The 24,665-nt window shown below is 63.5% G+C and carries 21 protein-coding genes; 10 read left to right on the top strand and 11 right to left on the bottom strand.

Annotated elements, in window-relative coordinates:
• Window positions 1-6: 6 nt before the first annotated feature.
• From AB5S05_RS04930 to AB5S05_RS04890, 9 genes are read left to right on the top strand one after another with little or no spacing between them, the layout of a single operon-like run.
• On the top strand, window positions 7-729 hold the full coding sequence (locus AB5S05_RS04930) for a class I SAM-dependent methyltransferase (RefSeq protein WP_369286372.1): 723 nt from the start codon (window positions 7-9) through the stop codon (window positions 727-729).
• Window positions 726-1,226, top strand: a complete 501-nt coding sequence (locus tag AB5S05_RS04925; protein WP_369286371.1) for a DUF3261 domain-containing protein — start codon at window positions 726-728, stop codon at window positions 1,224-1,226. Before AB5S05_RS04930 ends, AB5S05_RS04925 begins: the two co-directional genes overlap by 4 nt.
• Window positions 1,226-2,503, top strand: coding sequence for a beta-ketoacyl-ACP synthase (locus tag AB5S05_RS04920; protein WP_369286770.1), 1,278 nt, complete (start codon window positions 1,226-1,228; stop codon window positions 2,501-2,503). The genes AB5S05_RS04925 and AB5S05_RS04920 overlap by 1 nt, the downstream gene beginning before the upstream one ends.
• The gene (locus tag AB5S05_RS04915; protein ID WP_369286369.1) at window positions 2,500-2,964 is read left to right on the top strand and encodes a hotdog family protein; all 465 of its coding nucleotides are present in this window, start codon (window positions 2,500-2,502) and stop codon (window positions 2,962-2,964) included. Before AB5S05_RS04920 ends, AB5S05_RS04915 begins: the two co-directional genes overlap by 4 nt.
• Window positions 2,961-3,689 (top strand): 3-oxoacyl-ACP reductase FabG, encoded by a 729-nt coding sequence (gene fabG / locus AB5S05_RS04910; RefSeq protein ID WP_369286368.1) that lies wholly within the window; start codon window positions 2,961-2,963, stop codon window positions 3,687-3,689. The genes AB5S05_RS04915 and fabG overlap by 4 nt, the downstream gene beginning before the upstream one ends.
• Complete coding sequence (locus tag AB5S05_RS04905; protein ID WP_369286367.1) at window positions 3,689-4,915, top strand: beta-ketoacyl-ACP synthase; 1,227 nt, start codon at window positions 3,689-3,691, stop codon at window positions 4,913-4,915. The genes fabG and AB5S05_RS04905 overlap by 1 nt, the downstream gene beginning before the upstream one ends.
• Before the next feature lie 17 nt (window positions 4,916-4,932).
• A complete protein-coding gene (locus AB5S05_RS04900; protein WP_369286366.1) occupies window positions 4,933-5,334 on the top strand; it encodes a hypothetical protein in 402 nt (133 codons plus the stop codon).
• 26 nt (window positions 5,335-5,360) lie between these two features.
• Window positions 5,361-5,801 (top strand): excinuclease, encoded by a 441-nt coding sequence (locus AB5S05_RS04895; RefSeq protein ID WP_369286365.1) that lies wholly within the window; start codon window positions 5,361-5,363, stop codon window positions 5,799-5,801.
• Window positions 5,791-6,117: a c-type cytochrome gene (locus tag AB5S05_RS04890; RefSeq protein ID WP_369286364.1), complete on the top strand. Its 327-nt coding sequence runs from the start codon at window positions 5,791-5,793 to the stop codon at window positions 6,115-6,117. The genes AB5S05_RS04895 and AB5S05_RS04890 overlap by 11 nt, the downstream gene beginning before the upstream one ends.
• A gap of 57 nt (window positions 6,118-6,174) precedes the next feature.
• Here AB5S05_RS04890 and hemE read toward each other — a convergent pair whose 3' ends face one another.
• The 11 genes from hemE to AB5S05_RS04835 all read right to left on the bottom strand — a co-directional run bounded on the left by hemE (window position 6,175) and on the right by AB5S05_RS04835 (window position 21,799).
• Window positions 6,175-7,248: a uroporphyrinogen decarboxylase gene (gene hemE / locus AB5S05_RS04885; RefSeq protein WP_369286363.1), complete on the bottom strand. Its 1,074-nt coding sequence runs from the start codon at window positions 7,246-7,248 to the stop codon at window positions 6,175-6,177.
• A gap of 155 nt (window positions 7,249-7,403) precedes the next feature.
• Complete coding sequence (locus AB5S05_RS04880; protein ID WP_369286362.1) at window positions 7,404-8,822, bottom strand: FAD-dependent oxidoreductase; 1,419 nt, start codon at window positions 8,820-8,822, stop codon at window positions 7,404-7,406.
• A gap of 116 nt (window positions 8,823-8,938) precedes the next feature.
• Window positions 8,939-13,387, bottom strand: coding sequence for a glutamate synthase large subunit (gltB, locus tag AB5S05_RS04875; RefSeq protein ID WP_369286361.1), 4,449 nt, complete (start codon window positions 13,385-13,387; stop codon window positions 8,939-8,941).
• A gap of 235 nt (window positions 13,388-13,622) precedes the next feature.
• The gene (locus AB5S05_RS04870) at window positions 13,623-15,161 is read right to left on the bottom strand and encodes an AAA family ATPase (RefSeq protein WP_369286360.1); all 1,539 of its coding nucleotides are present in this window, start codon (window positions 15,159-15,161) and stop codon (window positions 13,623-13,625) included.
• Between the two features lie 7 nt (window positions 15,162-15,168).
• Complete coding sequence (aroB, locus tag AB5S05_RS04865) at window positions 15,169-16,275, bottom strand: 3-dehydroquinate synthase (RefSeq protein ID WP_369286359.1); 1,107 nt, start codon at window positions 16,273-16,275, stop codon at window positions 15,169-15,171.
• Between the two features lie 51 nt (window positions 16,276-16,326).
• Window positions 16,327-16,845: a shikimate kinase AroK gene (aroK, locus tag AB5S05_RS04860; RefSeq protein WP_369286358.1), complete on the bottom strand. Its 519-nt coding sequence runs from the start codon at window positions 16,843-16,845 to the stop codon at window positions 16,327-16,329.
• A gap of 4 nt (window positions 16,846-16,849) precedes the next feature.
• Complete coding sequence (locus AB5S05_RS04855; RefSeq protein ID WP_369286357.1) at window positions 16,850-18,961, bottom strand: type IV pilus secretin PilQ; 2,112 nt, start codon at window positions 18,959-18,961, stop codon at window positions 16,850-16,852.
• A 54-nt stretch (window positions 18,962-19,015) separates the two neighbouring features.
• Entirely contained in the window at window positions 19,016-19,543 is a 528-nt protein-coding gene (pilP, locus tag AB5S05_RS04850; protein ID WP_369286356.1) for a type 4a pilus biogenesis lipoprotein PilP, read from the bottom strand.
• Entirely contained in the window at window positions 19,540-20,163 is a 624-nt protein-coding gene (gene pilO, locus AB5S05_RS04845; RefSeq protein WP_369286355.1) for a type 4a pilus biogenesis protein PilO, read from the bottom strand. The genes pilP and pilO overlap by 4 nt, the downstream gene beginning before the upstream one ends.
• Entirely contained in the window at window positions 20,160-20,735 is a 576-nt protein-coding gene (gene pilN, locus AB5S05_RS04840) for a type 4a pilus biogenesis protein PilN (RefSeq protein ID WP_369286354.1), read from the bottom strand. The genes pilO and pilN overlap by 4 nt, the downstream gene beginning before the upstream one ends.
• Entirely contained in the window at window positions 20,735-21,799 is a 1,065-nt protein-coding gene (locus tag AB5S05_RS04835) for a pilus assembly protein PilM (RefSeq protein WP_369286353.1), read from the bottom strand. The genes pilN and AB5S05_RS04835 overlap by 1 nt, the downstream gene beginning before the upstream one ends.
• Window positions 21,800-21,980: 181 nt before the next feature.
• On the opposite strand from AB5S05_RS04835, the gene AB5S05_RS04830 reads away from it, so the two are divergent.
• Window positions 21,981-24,401, top strand: a complete 2,421-nt coding sequence (locus AB5S05_RS04830; RefSeq protein ID WP_369286352.1) for a penicillin-binding protein 1A — start codon at window positions 21,981-21,983, stop codon at window positions 24,399-24,401.
• Window positions 24,402-24,665: the final 264 nt, after the last annotated feature.

The raw sequence follows: 24,665 nt of genomic DNA, 5'->3' as shown, positions 1-24,665 counted from the left end.
GTGCCCATGAACCCCGCCTCCAGCTACGTAGAAGAAACCGGTTTCGGCTTCTGGTTCCTGCAGAGCCATGTCTGGCAGCACCATGTGCTGCGCGTGGCGATCGCCGACCTCAAGCGCCTGGCCGGCAATCAGCTGCCCACCGCGCCAGTGGTGCTCGACGCCGGCTGCGGCCAGGGCAAGTCGTTCGCCCTGCTCGACCAGGCCCTGCAGCCCAGCCGGCTGATCGGTCTGGACGCCGACCCGCACAGCCTCGACTGCTCCCGCGCCGAGGCCGCCAGGCTGGGCCTTGAGGTGCAGCTGATCGCCAGCGACTGCGCGGCCATCCAGCTGGCCGACGCCAGCGTCGATCTGCTGTTCTGCCACCAGACCTTCCACCACTTGGTCGAGCAGGAAAAGGCGCTCGCCGAGTTCTGGCGGGTACTCAAGCCCGGCGGCCTGCTGCTGTTCGCCGAGTCGACCAAGTACTACATCGACACCTGGGTGATCCGCTGGCTGTTCCGCCACCCCATGCAGGTGCAGAAGAGCGCCGAGCAGTACCTGGCCATGCTGCGCGAGCAGGGCTTCGCGTTCACCGAGGCCAACGTTTCCTACCCCTACCTGTGGTGGAGCCGCGCCAGCGATTTCGGCCTGCTCGAGCGCTGGGGCCTGCGCCAGCCCAAGCCGTTCGGCCAGCGCAACGAGACCCTGGTCAACGTGGTGGCGCGCAAACCGGAGCACAGCAGCCGATGATCCGGGCGCTGATCGTGAGCCTGGGCCTGCTGCTCGCCGCCTGCGCAACGCAGACGCCACTGCCCGCCGAGACGCCGCCCTTGAACGCGGCGCTGCCGCTGTCGCTGCATATCCAGCGCGAGCAGGCCGGCGCGCGCCGCGACTGGCTGCTGGTGGTGCAGGCACAGGGCGACGAGCTGCGCTGGTCGCTGTTCGACCCCTTCGGCGTGCCCCTGGCGCGCCAGCGCCTGCAGCGAGGCGCCTGGCTGGCCGATGGCCTGCTGCCGCCCAATGACGAGGCGCGCCAGCTGTTCGCCGCGCTGCTGTTCGCCCTAACCCCGGAACAGGCGCTGGCAAGCCGCTATGCGCCAGGCAGCTGGCAACTGCTGGCCGATGGTCAGCGCCGACTTAACCCGGCGTGGCGAATCCGCTACCGTGCGCCGCTGGATTTCACTTTGTACCAGGCCGCGGAGCTGACCTACCGGGTCAGCGCCCTGGCCGCCGAAGAAGGCTCATGATGCCCAGTTACCTCAACGCCCTCGGGCTCATCTGCGCCCTCGGCCAGGGCAAGCAGGCCGTCGCCGACGCCCTGTTCGCCGGCGACGCCGGCGGCATGCGCGGCGAAGACGGCTGGGTCGGCGAACGCCGCCTGACCGTCGGCGCGGTACGTGGCGCACTGCCGGCCATGCCCGCGGGCCTGGAGGCCTCGCACAGCCGCAACAACCAGCTGCTGCTGGCCGCCGCCCTGGAGATCGAAGCGCAGATTGGCGCCGCCATCGCCCAGTACGGCCCAGGCCGCATCGGTGTGGTGATCGGCACCAGCACCTCGGGCATCCACGAAGCCAGCCAGGGTATCGCCCAGTACCTGAGCAGCGGCGCCCTGCCCGACGACTACGCCTACGCCCAGCAGGAGATGGCCGCGCCGGCCAGCTTCCTCGCCGACTGGCTGGGCCTGGCGGGCCCGGCCTATTGCCTGTCGACCGCCTGCACCTCCAGCGCCCGCGCCCTGCTCAGCGCCCACCGCTTGCTGCAGCAGGGCGTCTGCGACGCGGTGCTGTGCGGCGGCGTCGACAGCCTGTGCGGGCTGACCCTCAATGGCTTCTCCGCCCTGGAGGCGGTCGCCGCCGAACGCTGCAACCCGTTCTCGGCCAACCGCCGGGGCATCAATATCGGCGAGGGCGCGGCGCTCTTCCTGATGACCCGTGAGGCCGCCCCCCGGGATGCCGGCCACCGCAGCGCCCTATCCCGGAGCGCCGGACCCCGGGGCGCCGTATCCCGGAATGCCGTACCCCGGGGCGCCGTATCGATCGCCCTGCTCGGCGGCGGCGCCAGTTCCGACGCCTACCATATCTCCGCGCCCCAGCCCGAGGGCCTGGGCGCCCAGGCGGCGATGGGCAAGGCCCTGGCCGCCGCCGGCATCGACGCCGCGGACATCGACTACCTCAACCTGCATGGCACCGCCACCGCGCACAACGACGCCATGGAAAGCCTGGCGGTGGCCGCGCTGTTCCCCCAGGGCGTGCCCTGCTCGTCGAGCAAGCCGCTGAGCGGCCACTGCCTGGGCGCCGCCGGCGCGCTGGAGGCGGCGTTCTGCTGGCTGACCCTGAGTGAACACAACCGCGACGGCCTGCTGCCGCCGCACCTGTGGGATGGCCAGGCGGACCCGGCATTGCCGCGCCTACAACTGACGCCCCAGGGCGCGCGCCTGACCGACAAGCCCCGCCGGCGGTTGATGAGCAACTCCTTCGCCTTCGGCGGCAACAACCTCTCGCTGATCCTCGGAGACGCCCCATGAGCCTGTGGCCGATCGCCGAACTGCTGCCCCATGCCGGCGACATGATCCTGCTCGATGAAGTGCTGCGCTACGGCGAGGAGGATGTGGAAACCCGCCTGCAGGTACGCCCCGCCGGCTTGTTCAACCAGGCCGACGGCAGCCTGCCGGCCTGGCTCGGCGTCGAGCTGATGGCCCAGAGCATCGCCGCCTACGCCGGCTGCCAGGCGCGCCAGGCCGGGGCGCCGGTGGAGCTGGGCTTCCTCCTCGGCACCCGTAGCTTCCAGTGCAACGTCGAGCGCTTCCCGGCCGGGGCCGAGCTGCATATCCACGCGACCCGCACGCTGCAGGACGACAACGGCATGGGCGTGTTCGAGTGCCGGCTGTCCGGCCCCGGCATCGAGGCCTTCGCCCGCCTCAACGTATTCCGTCCGCCCCAGGTGGCCAGTTATCTCGCCGAACAACCTCAGGAAACCACTCCATGACCGATCCCATCCTGGTCACCGGCTCCAGCCGCGGCATCGGCCGGGCCATCGCCCTGCGCCTGGCCCAGGCCGGCTTCGATATCGTCCTGCACTGCCGCTCGCGCCGTGACGAGGCCGAGGCGGTGCAGACGCAGATCCGGGCGCTCGGCCGCCAAGCGCGCATCCTCCAGTTCGACGTGGCCGACCGCGCCGCCTGCCGCGAGGTGCTGGAAGCCGACGTCGAGGCCCACGGCGCCTACTACGGGGTGGTGTGCAACGCCGGCCTGACCCGCGACGGTGCCTTCCCGGCGCTGAGCGAGGACGACTGGGACCAGGTGCTGCGCACCAACCTGGACGGCTTCTATAACGTCCTGCATCCACTTACCATGCCGATGATCCGCCGCCGCCAGCCGGGTCGCATCGTCTGCATCACCTCGGTCTCCGGGCTGATCGGCAATCGCGGCCAGGTCAACTACAGCGCCTCCAAGGCCGGCGTGATCGGCGCCGCCAAGGCCCTGGCGATCGAACTGGGCAAGCGCAGGATCACGGTCAACTGCGTGGCCCCGGGGCTGATCGACACCGACATGCTCGACGAGCAGGTACCGGTCGAGGAACTGCTCAAGATGATTCCGGCGCAGCGCCTGGGCACCCCCGAAGAAGTGGCCGGGGCGGTGAATTTTCTGATGTCCGAGGAGGCGGCCTACATCACCCGCCAGGTCCTCGCAGTCAATGGAGGGCTGTGTTGATGAAACGGGTCGTCGTCACCGGCATGGCCGGCACCACCTCGCTGGGCAGCGACTGGGCGAGCATCGAGGCGAACTTTCGCGACAACCGCAGTGGCATCCGCCGCATGCACGAGTGGGACCGCTACAGCGAGCTGAACACCCGCCTGGGCGGGCCGATCGACGACTTCGCCGTGCCCAGGCACTGGACCCGCAAGCAGCTGCGCAGCATGGGCCGGGTGTCCAAGCTGGCGGTGTTCGCCGCCGAGCGGGCCCTGGCAGATGCCGGCCTGCTCGGCGACGCCTGCATCCAGGACGGGCGCATGGGCGTGGCCTGTGGCTCCTCCACCGGCAGCACCGAGGAGATCAAGGCGTTCGGCAACATGCTGCTCAACTCGGTGGCCGATGGCCTCAACGCCAACTCCTACGTGCGCATGATGCCGCACACCACCGCGGCCAATATCAGCATCTTCTTCGGCCTCAAGGGCCGGGTCATCCCCACCTCCAGCGCCTGCACCAGCGGCAGCCAGGGCATCGGCTACGCCTACGAGGCGATCAAGTTCGGCCGCCTGCCGCTGATGCTCGCCGGCGGCGCCGAGGAGCTGTGCCCGACCGAGGCCATGGTGTTCGACGCGCTCTACGCCACCAGCCTGAAGAACGACGCGCCGCAGACCTCGCCACGCCCCTATGACAGTGGCCGCGACGGCCTGGTGATCGGCGAAGGCGCCGGCATCCTGGTGCTCGAGGAGCTGGAACACGCCCTGGCGCGCGGTGCACGGATCCACGCCGAGATCGTTGGCTTCGGCAGCAACGCCGACGGCCAGCACACCACCAAGCCGGAACAGGCGACCATGCGCCGGGCCATGGAGCTGGCCCTGGAGGATGCCGGCCTGGCGCCCGAGTCCATCGGCTACGTCAACGGCCACGGCACTGCCACCGAGCAGGGTGATGTCGCCGAGAGCCAGGCCACCAGCAGCCTGTTCGGCCCACGGCTGCCGATCAGCTCGCAGAAGAGCTTCTTCGGCCACACCCTCGGCGCCTGCGGCGCACTGGAGGCCTGGTTCAGCATCGAGATGATGAACCGCGACAGCTACGTGCACACCCTCAACCTGGACGAAGTGGACCCGGCCTGCGGCGAACTCGACTACCTGCGCGGCGAGTTCCGTGCGATGCACAACGACCACGTGATGAGCAACAACTTCGCCTTCGGTGGGGTCAACACCTCGCTGATCTTCCGCCGCTGGCATTGAGCCCTAAGGACGAATCCATGCCCCCTATGCTACGCACCCTGCTGATCAGCCTGCTCGCCCTCGGCCTGGCGGCCTGTACCTCCAAGCCGGTTCTCACTCCGCAGCAGATGGTGCCCCATAGCCAGCCATACAGCGACGCCCAGCTCCAGCGCGCCATTCTCGCCGCCCTGAGCCAGCGCGGCTGGACGGTCGACCAGATCAAGCCCTGCACCGTCAGCGCTTCGATCACCGTGCGCGGCAGGCACCATGCCGAGATCGACGTCGTCTACAACCCCTCCACCTACCTGATCCGCTACCGCGACAGCCGCGCCCTCGATTACAAGGACGGCAAGATCCACCGCAACTACAACCGCTGGGTCAACAACCTGAGCCAGAGCATCCTCAAGGAGCTGCAACTGGCCCAGACGCGGCAAGACTGATCCCACCCCCGCAAGGAGCTAGCAAGATGAACAAGGCAACCTGGATCGGCGCACTGATCGCGCTCTGCACCCTGCCCGGCGTAAGCCAGGCCCGCGACACCACCCTGCACCTGGATTTCGACGCGGTGGTCCAGCAGGCCACCCAGGCCGGGCGCCTGGACGGTAGCGTGAAGTTCTACCTGGCGGGCGAACAGGTGCCCGGCAAGGTCGCGCCGCTCAACGACGCGGTCACCAACAAGAAGACCAACGCCTTCAACAAGAGCGACGAGGAAGCCTGCGCCTGGGTCCTGCAATCGGCCCTGATCACCCTGCAGGATGCCGCCAAGCGCGCCGGCGCCAATGCCGTGGTGGACATCGTCAGCTACTACAAGCGCAACGAGTACCGCGACCCGCAGAACTACGAATGCCACGCTGGGGCCTTCGTGGCCGGCGTCGCCCTCAAGGGAAAAATCGCCAATGTCAAATAACGCCTATGTCGTCCTGCTCGCCGGCCTCGCCCTGGTGGCGGCATGCCCGGCCCTGGCCGAAGTGGACGGTGCGGCGCTGTATCAGCAGCATTGCGCCAAGTGCCATGGCGACGACGGTCGCGCCGACAACCTGCGCGGCAAGATGTTCTTCGCCCAGGACCTGGCCGATGCCGACTGGCAGGCGCGCACCAGCGATGAGCAGATCCTCGCCGCCATCCGCAACGGCGCGCGGATGATGTCCGGCTATGCCGGCAAGCTCAGTGCCGAGCAGCAGCAGGCGCTGGTCCAGGTGGTGCGTGAATTGCGTCAGCCCTGAACGGGTTGCGAAACAAAAAAGGCCGCTTGAACAAGCGGCCTTTTTCTTGAACGGGCCCTAGGCCTCGTCGTGGTATTGCGCCGACAGCTCATGCACCGCCTCGAAGAAGGCGCCGGCATGGGCCGGATCGACTTCCGGGGTGATGCCGTGGCCGAGGTTGAATACATGGCCGCTGCCGCTGCCATAGGCTGCCAGAATGCGGGCCACCTCGGCGCGGATCGCCGTCGGCTTGGCATAGAGCACGCTCGGGTCCATGTTGCCCTGCAGCGCGACCTTGTCGCCGACGCGGCGACGGGCGTCGCCGATGTCGCAGGTCCAGTCCAGGCCCAGGGCCTCGGCGCCGGTGGCGGCCATGGACTCCAGCCACAGGCCGCCGCCCTTGGTGAACAGGATCACCGGCACCTGGCGGCCGTCGTGCTCGCGGATCAGGCCATCGACGATCTTCTGCATATAGGCCAGGCTGAACTCCTGATAGGCCGCCGCCGACAGGCTGCCGCCCCAGGAGTCGAAGATCTGTACGGCCTGGGCGCCAGCCTTTATCTGCCCGTTGAGGTAGGCCGTTACCGATTGCGCCAGCTTGTCGAGCAGCGCGTGCATGGCCTGCGGATTGTCGTAGAGCATCGCCTTGGACTTGCGGAAGTCCTTGCTCGATCCGCCTTCGACCATGTAGGTGGCCAGGGTCCAGGGGCTGCCGGAGAAGCCGATCAAGGGCACGCGGCCATTGAGCTCGCGGCGAATGGTGCGCACTGCGTCCATCACGTAGCCCAGGTCCTGCTCTGGGTCGGGAATCGCCAGGGCGTCGATATCGGCGGCGCTGGCAATGACCTTCTTGAAGCGCGGGCCTTCGCCGGTCTCGAAGTACAGGCCCTGGCCCATGGCATCGGGGATGGTCAGGATGTCGGAGAAGAGGATGGCCGCATCCAGCTGCGGGTATCGGTCCAGCGGCTGGAGGGTGACCTCGCAGGCCAGCTCGGGGTTCTTCATCAGGTTGACGAAGTTGCCGGCCTTGGCCCGGGTGGCGCGATACTCCGGCAGGTAACGACCGGCCTGGCGCATCATCCACACCGGGGTGACGTCCACGGGTTGCTTGAGCAGGGCACGCAGGAAACGGTCGTTCTTCAGGGCGGTCATGGCTATTCCCGTGCAATAAGTCGTCTACAAAAAAGTGCGGGCATTTTCGCAGACCGCAAAACAAAAGGCACGGCGGGTGCCGTGCCTTTTATCCATTGCGACGATTTGTCTCGGCCGCAGACGCGTTTAGGTCTTCGACCAAGCCATCCGGCGTTTCACACCCCGAGGTAGTCGAGGATGCCTTCGGCGGCGTTGCGGCCCTCGAAGATCGCCGTCACCACCAGGTCGGAACCGCGGACCATGTCGCCACCGGCGAAGATCTTCGGGTTGCTGGTCTGGTGCTTGAACTGGTTCTTCTCAGGGGCGACTACGCGGCCCTGGCTGTCGATCTCGATGGCGAACTGCTCGAACCAGGGCGCCGGGCTCGGGCGGAAGCCGAAGGCGATCAGCACGGCTTCGGCCGGGATGATCTCCTCGGAGCCGGGGATCGGCTCGGGACTGCGGCGACCGCGAGCATCCGGCTCGCCGAGACGGGTCTCGACCACCTTGACGCCTTCGACCTTGTCCTCGCCGACGATGGCGATCGGTTGACGGTTGAACAGGAACTTCACGCCCTCTTCCTTGGCGTTCTTTACTTCCTTGCGCGAGCCCGGCATGTTCTCTTCGTCGCGACGGTAGGCACAGGTCACGCTCTTGGCGCCCTGGCGAATCGAGGTGCGGTTGCAGTCCATGGCGGTGTCACCGCCACCGAGCACGACGATGCGCTTGCCCTTCATGTCGATGAAGTCTTCCGGCGCCCTCTCGAAGCCGAGGTTGCGGTTGACGTTGGCGACCAGGAAGTCCAGCGCGTCATAGACGCCCGGCAGATCCTCGCCGGCGAAGCCGCCCTTCATGTAGGTGTAGGTGCCCATGCCCATGAACACGGCGTCGTACTCGTCGAGCAGCTGATCCATGGTCACGTCCTTGCCCACCTCGGTATTCAGGCGGAACTCGATGCCCATGCCGCCGAAGACCTCGCGGCGGTTGCTCAGCACGGTCTTCTCCAGCTTGAACTCGGGGATGCCGAAGGTCAGCAGGCCGCCGATTTCCGGGTTCTTGTCGAACACCACCGGGGTCACGCCGTTGCGCACCAAGACGTCGGCGCAACCCAGCCCTGCGGGACCCGCGCCGATCACCGCGACGCGCTTGCCGGTGGGCTTGACCTTGGACATGTCCGGGCGCCAGCCCATGGCGAAGGCGGTATCGGTGATGTACTTCTCCACCGAGCCGATGGTCACGGCGCCGAAACCGTCGTTGAGGGTACAGGCACCTTCACACAGACGATCCTGCGGGCACACCCGGCCGCAGACCTCCGGCAGGGTGTTGGTCTGATGGCTGAGCTCGGCGGCGGCCAGGATGTTGCCTTCGGAGACCAGCTTCAGCCAGTTGGGAATGTAGTTGTGCACCGGGCACTTCCATTCGCAATAGGGGTTGCCGCAGCCCAGGCAACGGTGCGCCTGCTCGCAGGCCTGGGCAGGCTTGAAGTTGTCGTAGATCTCGACGAACTCTTTCTTGCGCTGGCGCAACAGCTTCTTCTTCGGGTCTTTGCGCCCGACCTCGATGAACTGGAAGTCGTTATTCAGACGTTCAGTCATTTCAAAAACCTCTTAACAGCAACTGCACACTCTCGGCGGCAAGCTGCATGACACATCAGGGCAAGTTTGCCAGCCGCCACCCCGCTCGGGTAGGCGACTGACTGCTTGAAGCTGCTTTATTGCGGGTTGGCGCGGGTGCTGGTGAGCAGCGACTTCAGGCTTGCGGCCTTGGGCTTGACCAACCAGAACTTGCGCAGGTAGTCGTCCAGGTTCTCCAGCAAGTTGGCGCCCCAGGCACTGCCCGTCTCCTCGACGTACTCGGCGAGTACACGCTGCAGGTGGCTGCGGTAGGCCTCCATCGCCTCGCTGTTGATCCGCTGGATCTCCACTAGTTCGTGGTTGACCCGGTCGTAGAAGCTGTTGTCCAGGTCGAGGACATAGGCGAAACCGCCGGTCATGCCGGAACCGAAGTTGTAGCCGGTCTTGCCGAGCACGCAGACGAAACCGCCAGTCATGTATTCGCAGCAATGATCGCCCGTGCCCTCGACTACCGCGTGAGCACCGGAGTTGCGCACGGCGAAACGCTCGCCTGCGGTGCCGGCCGCCAGCAGTTTGCCGCCGGTGGCGCCGTACAGACAGGTGTTGCCGATGATGGCGCTGTCCTGGGTGGCGAACGGGCTGCCGGCCGGTGGGGTGATCACCAGCTTGCCGCCGGTCATGCCCTTGCCCACGTAGTCGTTGGCGTCGCCCTGCAGATACAGGTTGAGGCCACCGGCGTTCCACACGCCGAAGCTCTGCCCGGCGGTGCCCTTGAAGCGGAAGGTGATCGGCGCCTTGGCCATGCCCTGGTTACCGTGGACCCGAGCGATTTCGCCGGAGACGCGGGCACCGATGGAACGGTCGCAGTTGCACACATCCAGTTCGAACTCGCCGCCGCTGGCGGCATCGATCGCCGGCTTGGCCAGTTCGACCATCTTCTCGGCCAGCAGGCCCTGGTCGAATGGCGGGTTCTTCTCGACCAGACAGAACTGCGGCTTGTCCGCCGGGATGTGCTCGCTGCCAAGCAGCGGGCTCAGGTCCAGATGCTGCTGTTTCTCGGTCTGCCCCGGCAACACTTCCAGCAGGTCGGTGCGGCCGATCAGCTCTTCCAGGCTCCGCACGCCCAGCTTGGCCAGCCACTCGCGGGTTTCCTCGGCGACGTAGGTGAAGAAGTTCATCACCATCTCGACCGTGCCGATGAAATGATCCTTGCGCAGCTTGTCGTTCTGCGTGGCCACGCCGGTGGCGCAGTTGTTCAGGTGGCAGATGCGCAGGTACTTGCAGCCCAGGGCGATCATGGGCGCGGTGCCGAAGCCGAAGCTCTCGGCGCCGAGAATGGCCGCCTTGATCACGTCCAAACCGGTCTTCAGGCCGCCGTCGGTCTGCACCCGCACCTTGCCGCGCAGGTCGTTGCCGCGCAGGGTCTGGTGGGTCTCGGCCAGGCCAAGTTCCCAAGGCGCGCCGGCATAGCGGATCGAGGTCAGCGGCGAAGCGCCGGTACCGCCGTCGTAGCCGGAGATGGTGATCAGGTCGGCATAGGCCTTGGCCACGCCGGCGGCGATGGTGCCGACGCCCGCCTCGGCCACCAGCTTGACCGACACCAGGGCCGCCGGGTTGACCTGCTTGAGGTCATAGATCAGCTGCGCCAGATCCTCGATCGAGTAGATGTCGTGGTGCGGCGGCGGCGAAATCAGGGTGACCCCCGGTACCGCGTAGCGCAGACGGGCGATCAGGCCGTTGACCTTGCCGCCTGGCAGCTGGCCGCCCTCACCGGGCTTGGCGCCCTGGGCCACCTTGATCTGCAACACCTCGGCGTTGACCAGATATTCCGGAGTCACACCGAAGCGGCCGGTGGCCACCTGCTTGATCTTCGAGCTGCGCGTGGTGCCATAGCGGGCCGGGTCTTCGCCGCCCTCGCCGGAGTTGGAGCGCGCGCCCAGGCGGTTCATGGCCTCGGCAATGGCCTCGTGGGCCTCCGGCGACAGGGCGCCGAGGGAAATGCCGGCCGAGTCGAAGCGCTTGAAGATGGCCTCGAGCGGCTCGACCTGGTCCAGTTCCAGCGGTTGCTCGGCCAGCTTGAGCTTGAGCAGGTCGCGGATCATCGATACCGGGCGGGTATCCACCAGGGTGCTGTATTCCTTGTACTTCTCGTAGTTGCCTTGCTGCACGGCGGCCTGCAGGGTGCTGACCACGTCCGGGTTGTAGGCGTGGTACTCGCCGCCGTAGACGAACTTGAGCAGGCCACCCTGCTGGATCGCCTTGCGGTTGTTCCAGGCCTCGCCCGCCAGCAGCTTCTGCTCGGCCTCGATGTCGACGAAGCGCGCGCCCTTGATCCGGCTGGCGACGCCACGGAAGCACAGCTCTGTGACCTCATCGGCCAGGCCGACGGCCTCGAACAGCTGAGCGCCGCGGTAGGAGGCGATAGTGGAGATACCCATCTTCGACAGGATCTTCAGCAGGCCCTTGGAGATGCCCTTGCGGTAGTACTTGAACACCTCGTACAGATCACCCAGCACTTCGCCGGTGCGGATCAGATCGCCAAGCACTTCGTAGGCCAGGAACGGATAGACCGCTGAGGCACCGAAGCCGACCAACACCGCATAGTGATGCGGGTCGCGCGCGGTTGCCGTCTCGACCAGGATGTTGCAGTCGCAACGCAGGCCCTTCTCGGTCAGGCGATGATGCACCGCGCCGGTGACCAGCGCGGCGTGCGCCGGCAGTTTGCCCGGGGCGATATGGCGGTCGGACAGCACCAGCAGCACCTTGCCGCTGCGCACCGCTTCCTCGGCCTGGTCGGCCATGTTGCGCACGGCCGCCTCGAGCCCGAGGGTCTCGTCATAGTTCATGTCGATCAGCTGGCGATCGAAACCCGGACGCTCCAGACTCATCAGCGCGCGCCACTTGGCCGGCGAGATCACCGGCGAGCTGAGAATCACCCGCGCCGCATGCTCCGGCGACTCGCTGAAGATGTTGCGCTCGGCGCCGAGGCAGACCTCCAGCGACATGACGATGGCTTCACGCAGCGGGTCGATCGGCGGGTTGGTGACCTGAGCGAACTGCTGGCGGAAATAGTCGTAGGTCGAGCGCACGCGCTGCGACAACACCGCCATAGGCGTGTCGTCGCCCATGGAGCCGACCGCTTCCTGGCCCTGCTCCGCCAGGGGACGCAGCACCTGGTCGCGCTCCTCGAAGGTGACCTGGTACATCTTCATGTACTGCTTGAGCTGGTCGGTGTCGTAGAAGGCCGAACCGTGGTCGCGGTCTTCCAGGGTCGCCTGGATGCGCTGGGCGTGCTTGCGCAGCCACTGCTTGTAGGGGTGGCGTGACTTCAGACGGTTGTCGATGTCATCGGTGGCCAGCACCTGGCCGGTCTCGGTGTCGACCGCGAGGATCTGTCCCGGACCGACGCGGCCCTTGGCGATCACGTCTTCGGGCTGGTAGTCCCACACGCCGATTTCCGAGGCCAGGGTGATGTAGCCGTTCTTGGTGGTCACCCAGCGTGCCGGGCGCAGGCCATTGCGGTCGAGCAGGCAGACGGCATGGCGGCCATCGGTCAAGACCACGCCGGCCGGACCATCCCAGGGCTCCATGTGCATGGAGTTGTACTCGTAGAACGCGCGCAGGTCGGCGTCCATGGTCTCGACGTTCTGCCAGGCCGGCGGAATGATCATGCGCACGCCGCGGAACAGGTCGATGCCGCCGGTGACCATCAATTCGAGCATGTTGTCCATGCTCGAGGAGTCGGAACCCACGCGGTTGACCAGCGGGCCCAGCTCGTCCAGATCGCCGATCAGCTCGTTGGCGAACTTGGTGCGACGAGCCTGGGCCCAGTTGCGGTTGCCGGTGATGGTGTTGATCTCGCCGTTGTGGGCGAGGAAGCGGAACGGCTGCGCCAGCGGCCACTTCGGCAGGGTGTTGGTGGAGAAACGCTGGTGGAACACGCAGATCGCGGTCTGCAGGCGCTCGTCACCCAGGTCCGGGTAGAACTGCTGCAGATCGGCCGGCATCATCAGACCTTTGTAGATGATGGTCTTGTGCGAGAAGCTGCAGATGTAGTGGTCGACGTCCTCGGCATTGCTCACCGAGGAACGGCGCCGGGCGCTGAACAGCTTGATGGCGAACTCCTGGTCGCTGAGCCCCTCGCCATCGACGAAGACCTGCTCGATCTGTGGCAGGCGCTCCAGGGCCAGGCGGCCGAGCACGCTGGTATCGATCGGCACCTTGCGCCAACCGACCAGCTTCAAGCCGGCAGCCAGGATCTCGCGGTTCATGTTCTCACGCGCCGCCTCGGCCTTGGCGGGGTCCTGGTTGAAGAACACCATGCCTACCGCGTACTGGCTGGACAGCTGGACGCCGAACTGCTCCTGGGCCACGGCGCGCAGGAATGCATCGGGCTTCTGAATCAGCAGGCCACAGCCGTCGCCGGTCTTGCCATCGGCATTGATCCCACCGCGGTGGGTCATGCATGTCAGCGCTTCGATAGCGGTCTGCAGCAGGTGATGGCTCGCCTCGCCTTGCATATGGGCGATCAGGCCGAAGCCGCAGTTATCCTTGAACTCATCAGGACGGTACAAACCTGCTTTCATAGGGACTCTCACCAGGCTACCTCTCGAAGAGGCTAATTGCTTTCTAATTCAAACACTTACCATGCAGCCAGGGCTATACCCCAGCTTTGCGCAGGCAAAAGGGAGGTCATTGTACATACCCACCCAGATCGTCACAAATCTTCGTGGCGAACCGCTGAAACCTTATGTCGCGAAAACGAAGGAACGGACCAGCAGGTCGTGTTACCGACTTGCCGGTCAACTCCCCCGGTTCGGCCTAACGGGCCTGGGCAATTTCCTGCTGAATGCCGGCAAAAGCGCGCGGCCAAGGCTGCCCCGCCAGCACCTTCGCGGGCAATTGCCTCAATGCAGCCTGAGCCGCCTCGCGCGTGGCGAAGCTGCCGTAGGTCACCACATACAACGGCTGCCCCTTGTGGCGCTTCTTGAAGTAGTGATAGTCCGCCCCGTGCTGACGGACGAAAGCCTGAGCACTTGCCTCGGCTCGCGACCCTAGAATTTGCAGGGTAAAACGCGATGCGGGCTGAGCGCTATACCAGTCGGCAGCGGATGCCGGCTTGGCCGGCGCTACAGGCTGCGCGGGCGCAGGCTTGACGGCAGGCGCCACCTCGGGAGTCACAGGCGCAACAGGCGCCGGTGGGACCACGGGGGCCGCGACCGGCAATGCATCGACCTGCTTTGGCTGTGTAGCAGCCACGGCCTGACCAACAGGGGCAGCCGGCTCTTCCGCACGTTCCGCCGACATACCCAGCGCATTCGTCACCGGTTCTCGAATAACCGGCTGGGCCTCCCCCACCAACGGCAGGGGCAACGGCTGACTGGCGCCGGCAAATTCTATCGGCGGCGTCCCCTCCTCGACCGACACATCAGGAGCAACCGCCACCGACGCCGATTGCTCGACCTGGGCCAGGGGCAGTGGCGCTGACGACGGCAGCGGATCGCCAGACGGCAACCCCTGCATCAACCAGGCCGCCACGACACCAACGCCCACGACCAGCAATGCCAGCAGATGCTTCTTCGGCAGACTGAAAGTAAGCCCGGCACGCCTGGCCGCCCCCTGCTGCGCAAGCATGGCCTCGACCAAGACGTCCCGCGCCAGCCGATTGATCGCCCCGGGCCAGCCCTGCGACTGCTCATGGATAGTCGCAAGCTGCGCACCGGTGAAGACCTCAAGCCCGCGACCGGCGCCCTCCAGCCGCTGGGCAAGATATTCCTGCGTCTCCTCGTCACCATAGGGCTGCAGGTCGATGGCGTGGAAGCACTCCTCACCGTCGGCCAGCCGCTCCAGTCGCGAGAGCAGTTGCGGTTCGGCGAACAGGAAGACGTGCGGCCGCCCGTCGACGCTACCGGCTGCCAGTCGTAACAAAACGTCCAGCGCAGCGTCGCTCAACTGCTCCGCATCGTCGACCAGCAGGTAGACCTCCTGCCCGGTGAGCGCCAGCTGCCCCACTTGGGCCAGAATGGCCGCCGACTCGGCTTGCTGCATCTGCAGGCCCTGGGCAATTTGCCGCAGCACGGCGTCTGGCTCGGCAGCACCGCGCGCCGAGAAAATCACACTCTGCACCGCCTGTTTGTTGGTACTGGCGACCAGCGCCTGGCGCAGCAAGGTCTTGCCACTGCCAAGCGGACCGGTGACCACCAGCAACAACTGACTGTAGCGGGCCAGGTGATGCAACTGCCCCAGCACCGGCTTGCGCTGGGCGGCAAAAAACTTGAAGCCGGGCACACGCGCCGCAAAAGGGTCGTGACTGAAACCGTAGTGATCGAGGAAAGCCTCGTCAGCATGCAAACTGGTCATGGAGCACTCATTGATGGTTAAGCCTATCCACCAGCGCGGCATAATCTGCACTGAGCGTGGCATTCAAAATCTCGCGAGAAAACTCGCTGGTGACGACAGCTTCACCGATGTGGCGCAACAACACCAAGCGCAGACGCCCGTCGATCACCTTCTTGTCGACGGCCATATGTTCGAGGAAGTCTTCTGGTGCCATATTTGCCGGCGGCGCCACGGGCAGTCCTGCCGCCTGAAACAGGCGAATCGCCCGATCACGCTCGGCGCTGGAGATCCAACCGAGACGATGCGACATCTCCAATGCCATCACCGTGCCAGCCGCCACCGCCTCGCCATGCAGCCAGACACCGTAGCCCTGATGAGTCTCGATGGCGTGACCAAAGGTGTGCCCCAGGTTGAGCGTGGCACGGACGCCCGATTCGCGCTCATCCGCCCCCACTACCCGCGCCTTGGCGGCACAGGAACGTGCGATTGCCGCCGTAAGCGCGGCCTGATCCAGCGCGCGCAACGCCTGCATGTTCTCCTCGAGCCAAGCCAGGAATGGCGCATCGCAGATCAAGCCATACTTGATCACCTCCGCCAGGCCTGCCGACAGCTCCCGCGCCGGCAAGGTCACCAGGCTCGCAGTATCGATCAACACGGCCTGCGGCTGATAGAACGCGCCGACCATATTCTTGCCCAGCGGATGGTTGATCCCCGTCTTCCCCCCCACCGAGGAGTCGACCTGCGACAAGAGCGTGGTGGGCACCTGAATAAAGTTGACACCGCGCTGGTAACAGGCGGCGGCGAAGCCAGCCATATCGCCAACAACGCCTCCCCCCAGCGCGATGACCGTGGTCTTGCGATCATGACGCGCCTCGAGCAAACCATCGAATATCTGCTGCAGGGTCTGCCAATTCTTGAAAGACTCGCCATCCGGCAAGACGATTGAGGTCACGGCATAGCCGGCAAGCGCCGCCTTGACCTCCTCCAGGTACAGCGGCGCAATGGTCTCGTTGGTAACAATGGCCACCTGGCGCCCAACGATATGTGGCACCAACAATTCGGGACGTCCGAACAGGCCGGCACCGATGTAAATGGGATAGCTACGCTCGCCGAGATCGACCTGAAGAGTTTGCATGAAGCCCCCGAATTCAAAAGGGCCCTAGGATAGCGCAGTTCAGCTCACGCTTTAACGGGAAGGCAGCGCCTCGAGACGCTCTAGTATTTCCTGAACGACCAGCCGAGGCGGGCGCTCATCGGTCTCCACCACAACATCGGCGATCTCGCGATAGAGAGGGTCGCGAACGGCCAGCAACTCGGCGAGCACCTTGCCCGGGTCAGCAGTCTGCAGCAGAGGACGATTACGGTCTCGGGAGGTGCGGTCGATCTGCTGCTCGACTGAAGCATGCAGGTACACGACTCGACCACCACGCCTGAGCGCCGCGCGATTCTCGGAGCGCATGACCGCTCCGCCACCCGTAGCCAGAACCATGCCTGCCGCTTCGCACAGCTCGGCAATCACCGCCTGCTCGCGCTCGCGAAAGCCTTGCTCGCCCTCGACATCGAAGATCCAAGGGATATCCGCCCCTGTCCGATGCTCGATCTCCTTGTCGGAGTCCCTGAACGGCAGGTGCAACTCTTTGGCAAGCAAGCGCCCGATGGTGCTCTTGCCAGCTCCCATCGGGCCCACGAGGATCACGTTACGCACAGAATCAACGGCTCACAGCAATGGCCTGGTTGTTCATGATACGCGGGGTGAGGAAGATCAGCAGCTCCGACTTCTTGTCCTGCACCACGTCACGTCTAAACACGCGCCCCAAGAAAGGCAAGTCACCCAGGAAGGGAACCTTATCTACCGACTTAGACTGAGTATTGGTGAACACACCACCGATTACGATGGTTTCTCCATCGGCTACCAGCACCTTGGCGTTGACTTCATTCTTCTGAATCGCAGGGACCCCGCCAGTCGAGGCCGTGACCGAGAAATCCGGGGCATCCTTGGTCACCTTCACCTCCATGATGATCCGGTTATCAGGAGTGATCTGCGGTGTCACTTCCAAAGATAGCGCTGCCTCCTTGAAGGAAGTGGTGGTCGCACCACTGGAACTCGCCTCTTGATAAGGCACCTCAGTACCCTTCAGGATTTTCGCGGTTTCCTTGTCAGCGGTCACCACTTTCGGCTGAGAGACCACCTCGCCAGCGCCCGTTTTCTCCATTGCACTCAATTGCAAATCGAGAATTACGTTGTCCGTTACAAAGCCAATACCGATCCCCGAAGTACCGGCGACACCGAGGTCCACAAACGGAGAGTTTACTGGCGAGGTTCGAAGGCCGGGAAAACGCCCAACATTTCCCTCATCCCCATCTTCAACACCAAGGTTCCCATTTTTACCCCAGGCATTCCACTTATCACCTGACCAGAAGTTCCCCCCCCAGCGAACACCCAGCGCCTTATCGTAGTCGACGTTGGCCTCGACGATGCGCGCCTCGATCATGACCTGACGCACCGCCACATCCAACTGCGCCACTATTCGACGCAACTCGTCGAGGCGAACCTGGGTCTGGTAGGCAATGATGCTATTGGTCCGATCGTCGACGGTGATGGACCCGCGTTCATCGCCGCCGCCCTCGGCGCTCGTGACTGACTGAAATAGTTTGGCCATGTCGGCGGCCTTGGCATAGTTGACCTGAATCAGTTCACGGCGCAACGGCGCCAATTCGGCAATCTGTTTCTGCGACTCAAGCTCCTGCCGCTCGCGCGCGGCGATTTCATCGGCCGGAGCCACGAGCAACACGTTACCGACCTTGCGCTTGTCCAAGCCCTTGGTCTTCAGCACCAAATCAAGGGCTTGGTCCCAAGGTACGTTCTGCAACCGCAGGGTGATGTTGCCACTCACGGTATCGCTGGCCACCAGATTCAAGTCGGTAAAGTCCGCGATCAACTGCAACACCGAACGGACATCGATATCCTGGAAATTTAGCGACAGTTTCTCCCCCGTGTAAGCGAAACGCTCAGCTTTGCGCTTCTCGACCTCGCTTTCAGCCAGCGGTTTGATGCTCAAGGTCAGCTTATTATCGGTCTGATAGGCGAGGTAGTCATAAAAGCCCGTGGGCTCAATCACGATGCTCGCCTTGTCCGCCGAGCCAGTTGCACTGACAAACTGCACGGGCGTGGCGAAATCCTTCACGTCCAGGCGAACACGCAGCGCCTCGGGCAACTGCGTCTTGGCAAAGTCCAGGCGAATCTTGCCGCCCTGCTCCTGGATATTGGGGCTAACCGACGAATCGGACAGGGTAATCACAACGTTACCCTCACCCTGCTCGCCGCGCTGAAAATCGACAGCACTGATAGCGCGACTGCTCGCGCCATAAACCTTGGGCTTCGCCTGAGCCGGCGCAGCAGGCGCAACGGCCGCCGCTGAGCGCACAGGCGCGGCAGCTCCTGCATTCTCGCCTACGACCACATACAGGTTATTGCCTTCTACCCGGGTGTTGTAGGGCGCCAGATTGGTCAAATTAATGATCAGCCGAGTCCGGTCCTTTGCCTCGACGACCGTGACGCTACGGGCATTTCCGACACCCAGCTCGCGATTCTTCTCCCCCAGCTCACTGGACACCCCTGGAAAGTCGAGGGCAATGCGTGCCGGCTGCTCGATGGTGTAGCCGCGCGGTGCCAGCACAGGCTCATCAAAGGACAATTTCAACTCAACCCGGTCACCCGGCAAGGCGGCGACGTCGAGCTTCTGCAGGTTAGCCGCCAGGAGTGCTGGCGACAGCAGCAGCGCTAACAGAGAGACACCTAGACGCGACGAGGAGCTGTTCATGCTTGGGTTCCGTTGGGCAGACCGGTTATTTTTTTTCATCTTCACTCCGCTCTCTTAAGAGCGCTCCTTGAGAGAGAGGCTACGCGGACGCTCGAGCCAGCCACCTTCACCATCTGGAACGATTTCAATCACATCGATCTTGGATTCATCGATGGCCTGGATACGACCATAGTTGCGCCCCAGGTAGTCGCCCACCTTGACGCGATGCACACCGCCCGCCCCGCTAACCAGGGCGAACACGCCGTCTTTGTTGGCCAGCGTGCCGACCATCTCGAAGGCTTCGATATTGAAGCCCTCGAGGAACTGTTTCACCCGGGTTTCATCCGGCTTTATTTCCTTAGAGCCCTTTTGTCGGCCGGCCACCTCGATCTTGATTGGCGGCTGGAAGGGGCTGCGCAGCGAAGATGCCCCATAGGTAAAGGCCTCATAGGGCATGAACTTCGGCAGCGGCTCTATCGCCCCCTTGGGCCGAGCACGCACCTCGTCCATAAACGCCTGCAAGTCGGAAAAGTCGCTGTCCGAACTACAGCCCTGCAAAACCACCAGTGAACAAGCGGCTACCAGCCAACGAACAGACTTCATTTTTCCAACCCTTTATCGTTATACCGATATGTCTTCGCCATAACGCTCATGCGGATAACGGAAGAGTTCTCAGCATCGACAGGTTTAAGTTCGAAATCGTGCAATGTGACAATACGTGGAAGACTGGCCACACCACTGACAAAGGTAGCCAGATCATGGTAGCCGCCCACAACACTAATCTGGATCGGCAACTCGATATAAAACTGCTGAGCGACCTCCGGCAGCAACTTGATCTCTTCAAATTCCAGACCGCTACCCAACCCAGTGCGCGTTACATCCTCAAGCAGGCCAGGCACCTCAGTATCACTTGGCAGCTGTCGCAACAACGCACCGAAGGAAACTTCCATTTCCTTCATCTGTTCCTTATAGGCCTCCAGGTTGGCCGCCTGAAATGCCTTGGATGTGAACTGCTGCTTGAGCGTTTGCTCTTCAGCCTCGGAGCGCTCCAAACTGGCCTGCAAATCCTTCAGGTGAAAGTTGTAGCCGAGCGCTAGCACTATTATGAAGAACAACACAAAGACAATGCCCTTGATGATCGCCGGCCATGAGCCGATGTTGTTCAGGTCCAGATCGCTCAGGTCAACCTTGCGCAAGTTTTCAATGGATTCGGCCAGACTCATTTTTTACCACCCTCTTCCGGCTCGGCAGCAGGCTGCGTTTGTTGAACGGTCAACTGAAACACGTTCGCCTGATCCAGAGCACCGGCCGTAGTCGCCTTGACCTGGGTCAGGTTAGGCGCCTCGAGCCAATCGGATGCATCCAGATTACGCATCAGGTTCGACACCCGGTTGTTGGACTCGGCCGCCCCCACGATCGCGATGCTCTTTCCCTTCATTTTCACGCTGGTGAAATAGACGCCGTCCGGCAAGGTTCTGACCAATTGATCGAAGACCCTGCCGATGATCGGCCGGTTGCCCTGCAGATCCTGGATGATCTTCATCCGCTCCAGAAGCTGCTGACGACGAGTCTTGAGCTCGCTGATCTCCTTGATACGCGCGTCCAGCAGGGCTATCTCCTTGCGCACAAAGCCGTTGCGCGCATCCTGATGCTCGATCGCCCCGCTCAGGTACTGATCACCGAGGAACACCGTGCCGGCTGCGACCACCAGAACACCGGCAAGGGTGACCAAGAAGCGCTGCTTACGCTCCTCGCGCAGCTGTTCGCGCCAGGGAAGAAGGTTAATCCGCGCCATTAGTCGAAACTCCTCATCGCCAGACCACAGGCAATCATCAAGGCAGGAGCATCGCTGGCCAGCGCCCCGGCATTGACCTTGCTACTCAAGGCCATGTCTGCAAAAGGATTGGCCACCAGGGTTTGCGTGCCAATCTTCTGCTGGATCAGGCGGTCGAGGTCGGGAATGGACGCCGTGCCACCGGCGAGAAGGATGTAGTCGACATCGTTGAACTGCCCCGCGGCAAAGAAGAACTGCAGGGAACGGGAGACCTGCTGAACGACGGCCTCCTTGAACGGCAGCAGGACCTCGCTCTCGTAGTCATCCGGGAGCCCCCCCTGCTTCTTGGCCAGACCGGCTTCCTCCACGGACAACCCATACCGCCGCTGGATTTCCTCGGTCAACTGCCTGCCACCGAACAACTGTTCGCGCGTGTAGATGGTGCGCCCGTTGTGCAAAACACTGAGCGTGGTCATGGTCGCACCGATATCGACCACTGCCACGGTCAGCTCGTCCTGCCCACCCGCCAGCTGTTCGCCGAGCAAGCCGTAGGCACGCTCCAGCGCATAGGCCTCGACATCGACCACCTTGGCTGTCAGTCCGGCCAACGCCAACGCAGCTTCGCGCACCTCGACGTTTTCCTTGCGACAGGCAGCAAGCAGCACCTCGACACGCTCCGGATTTCGCGATGATGGACCCTGCACCTCGAAGTCGATGGCGACCTCTTCCAGCGGATAGGGAATGTATTGATCGGCCTCGATCTTCAGCTGATTCTCAAGCTCATCGTCAGAAAGGCCAGCCTCCATCTCTATGGTCTTGGTAATCACTGCAGAACCGGCTACTGCAACGGAGGCCGCCTTGACGCCGGTCTTGGCCTTGGCCAGGACGCGCGACAGGGCCTGCCCGACGCCTTCGAGCTCGGCAATATTCTTCTCCACCACTGCGTTGGCTGGGAGCGGCTCGACAGCGTAAGCCTCTACCCGGTAGCGGCTTCCTGAGCGACTCAATTCGAGGAGCTTGACGGAGGTCGAACTGATATCGATCCCCAGCAGCGTATTCGCTTTCTTGTTGAAGAGCCCTAGCACGACCGATTTCCTATTGGCATCCGCGACTTACGGACTATTTATGTTTTTTCACATTAAATAACAGTCTTGACAGAAGCGCAAATGGCTCCCCGGGAAAAAAAACGCTTATAATGTGATCAGCTTTTATCTTTCGGCTTTGCCTTCCGCTTAACTCATTCTTTTACTTGGAAATCCAAACATCTTGATGCGTCTGCTGAAGTTTTTCTGCTGGTCTTGTGTCGCTGTTTTTTGCGGGCTGCTACTCAGTTTCAGCGGCGCATTTCTCTACCTCAGCCCCAGCCTACCCTCCGTCGAGTCACTTCGCAGCATTCAGCTGCAAATCCCCCTGCGCGTCTACAGCAATGACGCCAAGCTCATTGCCGAGTTTGGCGAGATGCGCCGTTCGCCGATCGCCTTCAGCGACATTCCGGACGACTTCATCAACGCCCTGCTGGCGGCCGAAGACGACAATTTTGCTCACCATTATGGCGTCGACCTTAGCAGCCTGATGCGCGCTGCCACGCAAATATTGAAAAGCGGGCAGATCCAGTCGGGCGGCAGCACCATCACCATGCAGGTGGCGAAGAATTTCTTTCTCTCCAACGAACGAAGCTTCTCCCGCAAGATCAACGAAATCCTGCTTGCCCTGCAGATCGAGCGCGAGCTCAGCAAGAATGAAATCCTTGAGCTCTACGTCAACAAGATCTACCTCGGCAACCGCGCCTACGGCATCGAGGCCGCCTCGCAGGTCTACTACGGCAAGCCAATCGCAGAGCTCAGCCTGGCGCAGATGGCCATGATCGCCGGCCTGCCCAAGGCGCCATCGCGCTTCAATCCGCTGATCAATCCGACCCGTGCCAAGGAGCGACGTGACTGGATTCTAGGGCGCATGCACCTGCTGGGCCGGATCGACCGCCAGCGCTATGAAACCGCCCTGGCAGAGCCGGTTGACGCCAGCTACCACGTACCCAGCCCGGAGGTCGTCGCCCCCTATGTCGCGGAAATGGTCCGCGCCGAGATGGTGGGACGCTACGGCAGCGACGCCTACACGGAAGGTTTCAACGTTACCACCACGGTGCCCAGCGACCTGCAGGACGCGGCCAACAATGCCGTGCGCGAGGGACTCATCGCCTACGACCAGCGCCATGGCTACCGCGGCCCCGAGAGCCGACTGCCCGGGCTGAACCGCGAAGCCTGGCTCAGCGAGCTAAGCAAGCGGCAATCCCTCGGCGGACTGGAGCCTGCGATAGTCACCCAGGTCGAGAAGAGCGGCATCCTCGCCTTGACCCGCAACGGTGAAGAACAGGCCATCGCCTGGGACAGCATGAAGTGGGCGCGCCCCTTCCTCAATACCAACAGCCTTGGGCCTCGCCCACAGAAACCGGCCGATGTGGCGCAGGTCGGCGATCTGATCCGTGTCCAGCGCCAGGACGATGGCAGCCTGCACTTCTCCCAGCGCCCCATGGCTCAGAGCGCCCTGATTTCTCTCGACCCGCAAAACGGCGCTATCCGCGCCCTGGTCGGTGGTTTTTCCTTCGAGCAGAGTAACTACAACCGCGCCGCCCAGGCGAAAAGGCAGCCAGGCTCAAGCTTCAAGCCCTTCATTTACAGCGCTGCCCTGGACAGCGGCTACACCGCCGCGACCCTGGTCAACGATGCGCCGATCGTCTTCGTCGACGATTACCTCGATCAGGTCTGGCGCCCGAAGAATGACAACAATACCTTCCTCGGCCCCATCCGCCTGCGCGAAGCCTTGTACAAATCGCGCAACCTGGTGTCCATCCGCCTGCTGCAAGCCATCGGCATCGAGTATGCGCTGGACTATGTCAGCCGCTTCGGATTCGACAAGCAGGAACTGCCGCGCAACCTGTCCCTCGCCCTGGGCACCGCCAACCTGACCCCACTGGAAGTGGCGACCGGCTGGACCGCATTCGCCAACGGCGGCTACAAGACCCAACCCTACCTGATCGAACGAATCGACAGCCGCCACGGCGAGCCGTTGTACGTCGCCAACCCGCCCACCGTCCCCACCGACGGGGCCTCGCCCGTGAGTGCAAACGGCTCGCTGCTTGCCAGCAGCGAGCAAGCCGGCGCCCAGGCCGCCGGCCCAATCGCCGCCGAGCGCATCATCGACGAACGCACCGCCTACATCATGACCAGCATGCTGCAGGACGTTATCAAGCGCGGAACCGGCCGCCGCGCACTTGCCCTGGGACGTGACGACCTGGCCGGCAAAACCGGCACCACCAACGACTCCAAGGACAGCTGGTTCTCGGGCTATAACGCCGACTATGTCACCACGGTGTGGGCCGGTTTCGATCAACCGGAAAGCCTGGGTCGCCATGAATATGGCGGCACAGTAGCACTCCCGATCTGGATGAAGTTCATGGCCAGCGCCCTGAACGGCAAGGCCAGCCATCCGCCTTCGGAGCCGCCAGGACTCTTGACCCTGCGTATCGACCCGTACAGCGGCCGCATCGCAACCCCGGGCACAGCGGATGCCTATTTCGAGCTGTTCAAGAGCGAAGACTCGCCGCCGCCAATGAGCGAGCTGGACCCCAGCCTGGCAATTCCTGGCAGCCCTCTGCCCGTCGACGAAGCCGCGCCAATCGACCTGTTCTAGAGCGACGACCAGAGCAAAAAGCAGCCAGTGCTAAGCCCAAAAAAAACCCGCCGAAGCGGGTTTTTTTAGGCTATGTCCCAATGATGTGTTGCAAGAACTAATCTGAAAGGCAGGCATCCGCTCGGGAGGTCTGCCGCTCATGGATACTCAAGCCTTTCACCACTGGCTGGCTCAACTAGGCCAGCTCAGCCCCCAGCAGAAATCCACGCTTCATCAAGCCCTGCAGAGCCCACCCACAACAGCGGTGCTTGATGACCTGCCGAC

Source organism: Pseudomonas zhanjiangensis (assembly GCF_041027545.1).
In the GTDB taxonomy this organism is placed as follows: domain Bacteria; phylum Pseudomonadota; class Gammaproteobacteria; order Pseudomonadales; family Pseudomonadaceae; genus Aquipseudomonas; species Aquipseudomonas zhanjiangensis.
The sequence above is the reverse complement of the archived record's forward strand: the minus strand, read 5'-3'. Positions and strand labels throughout refer to the sequence as shown.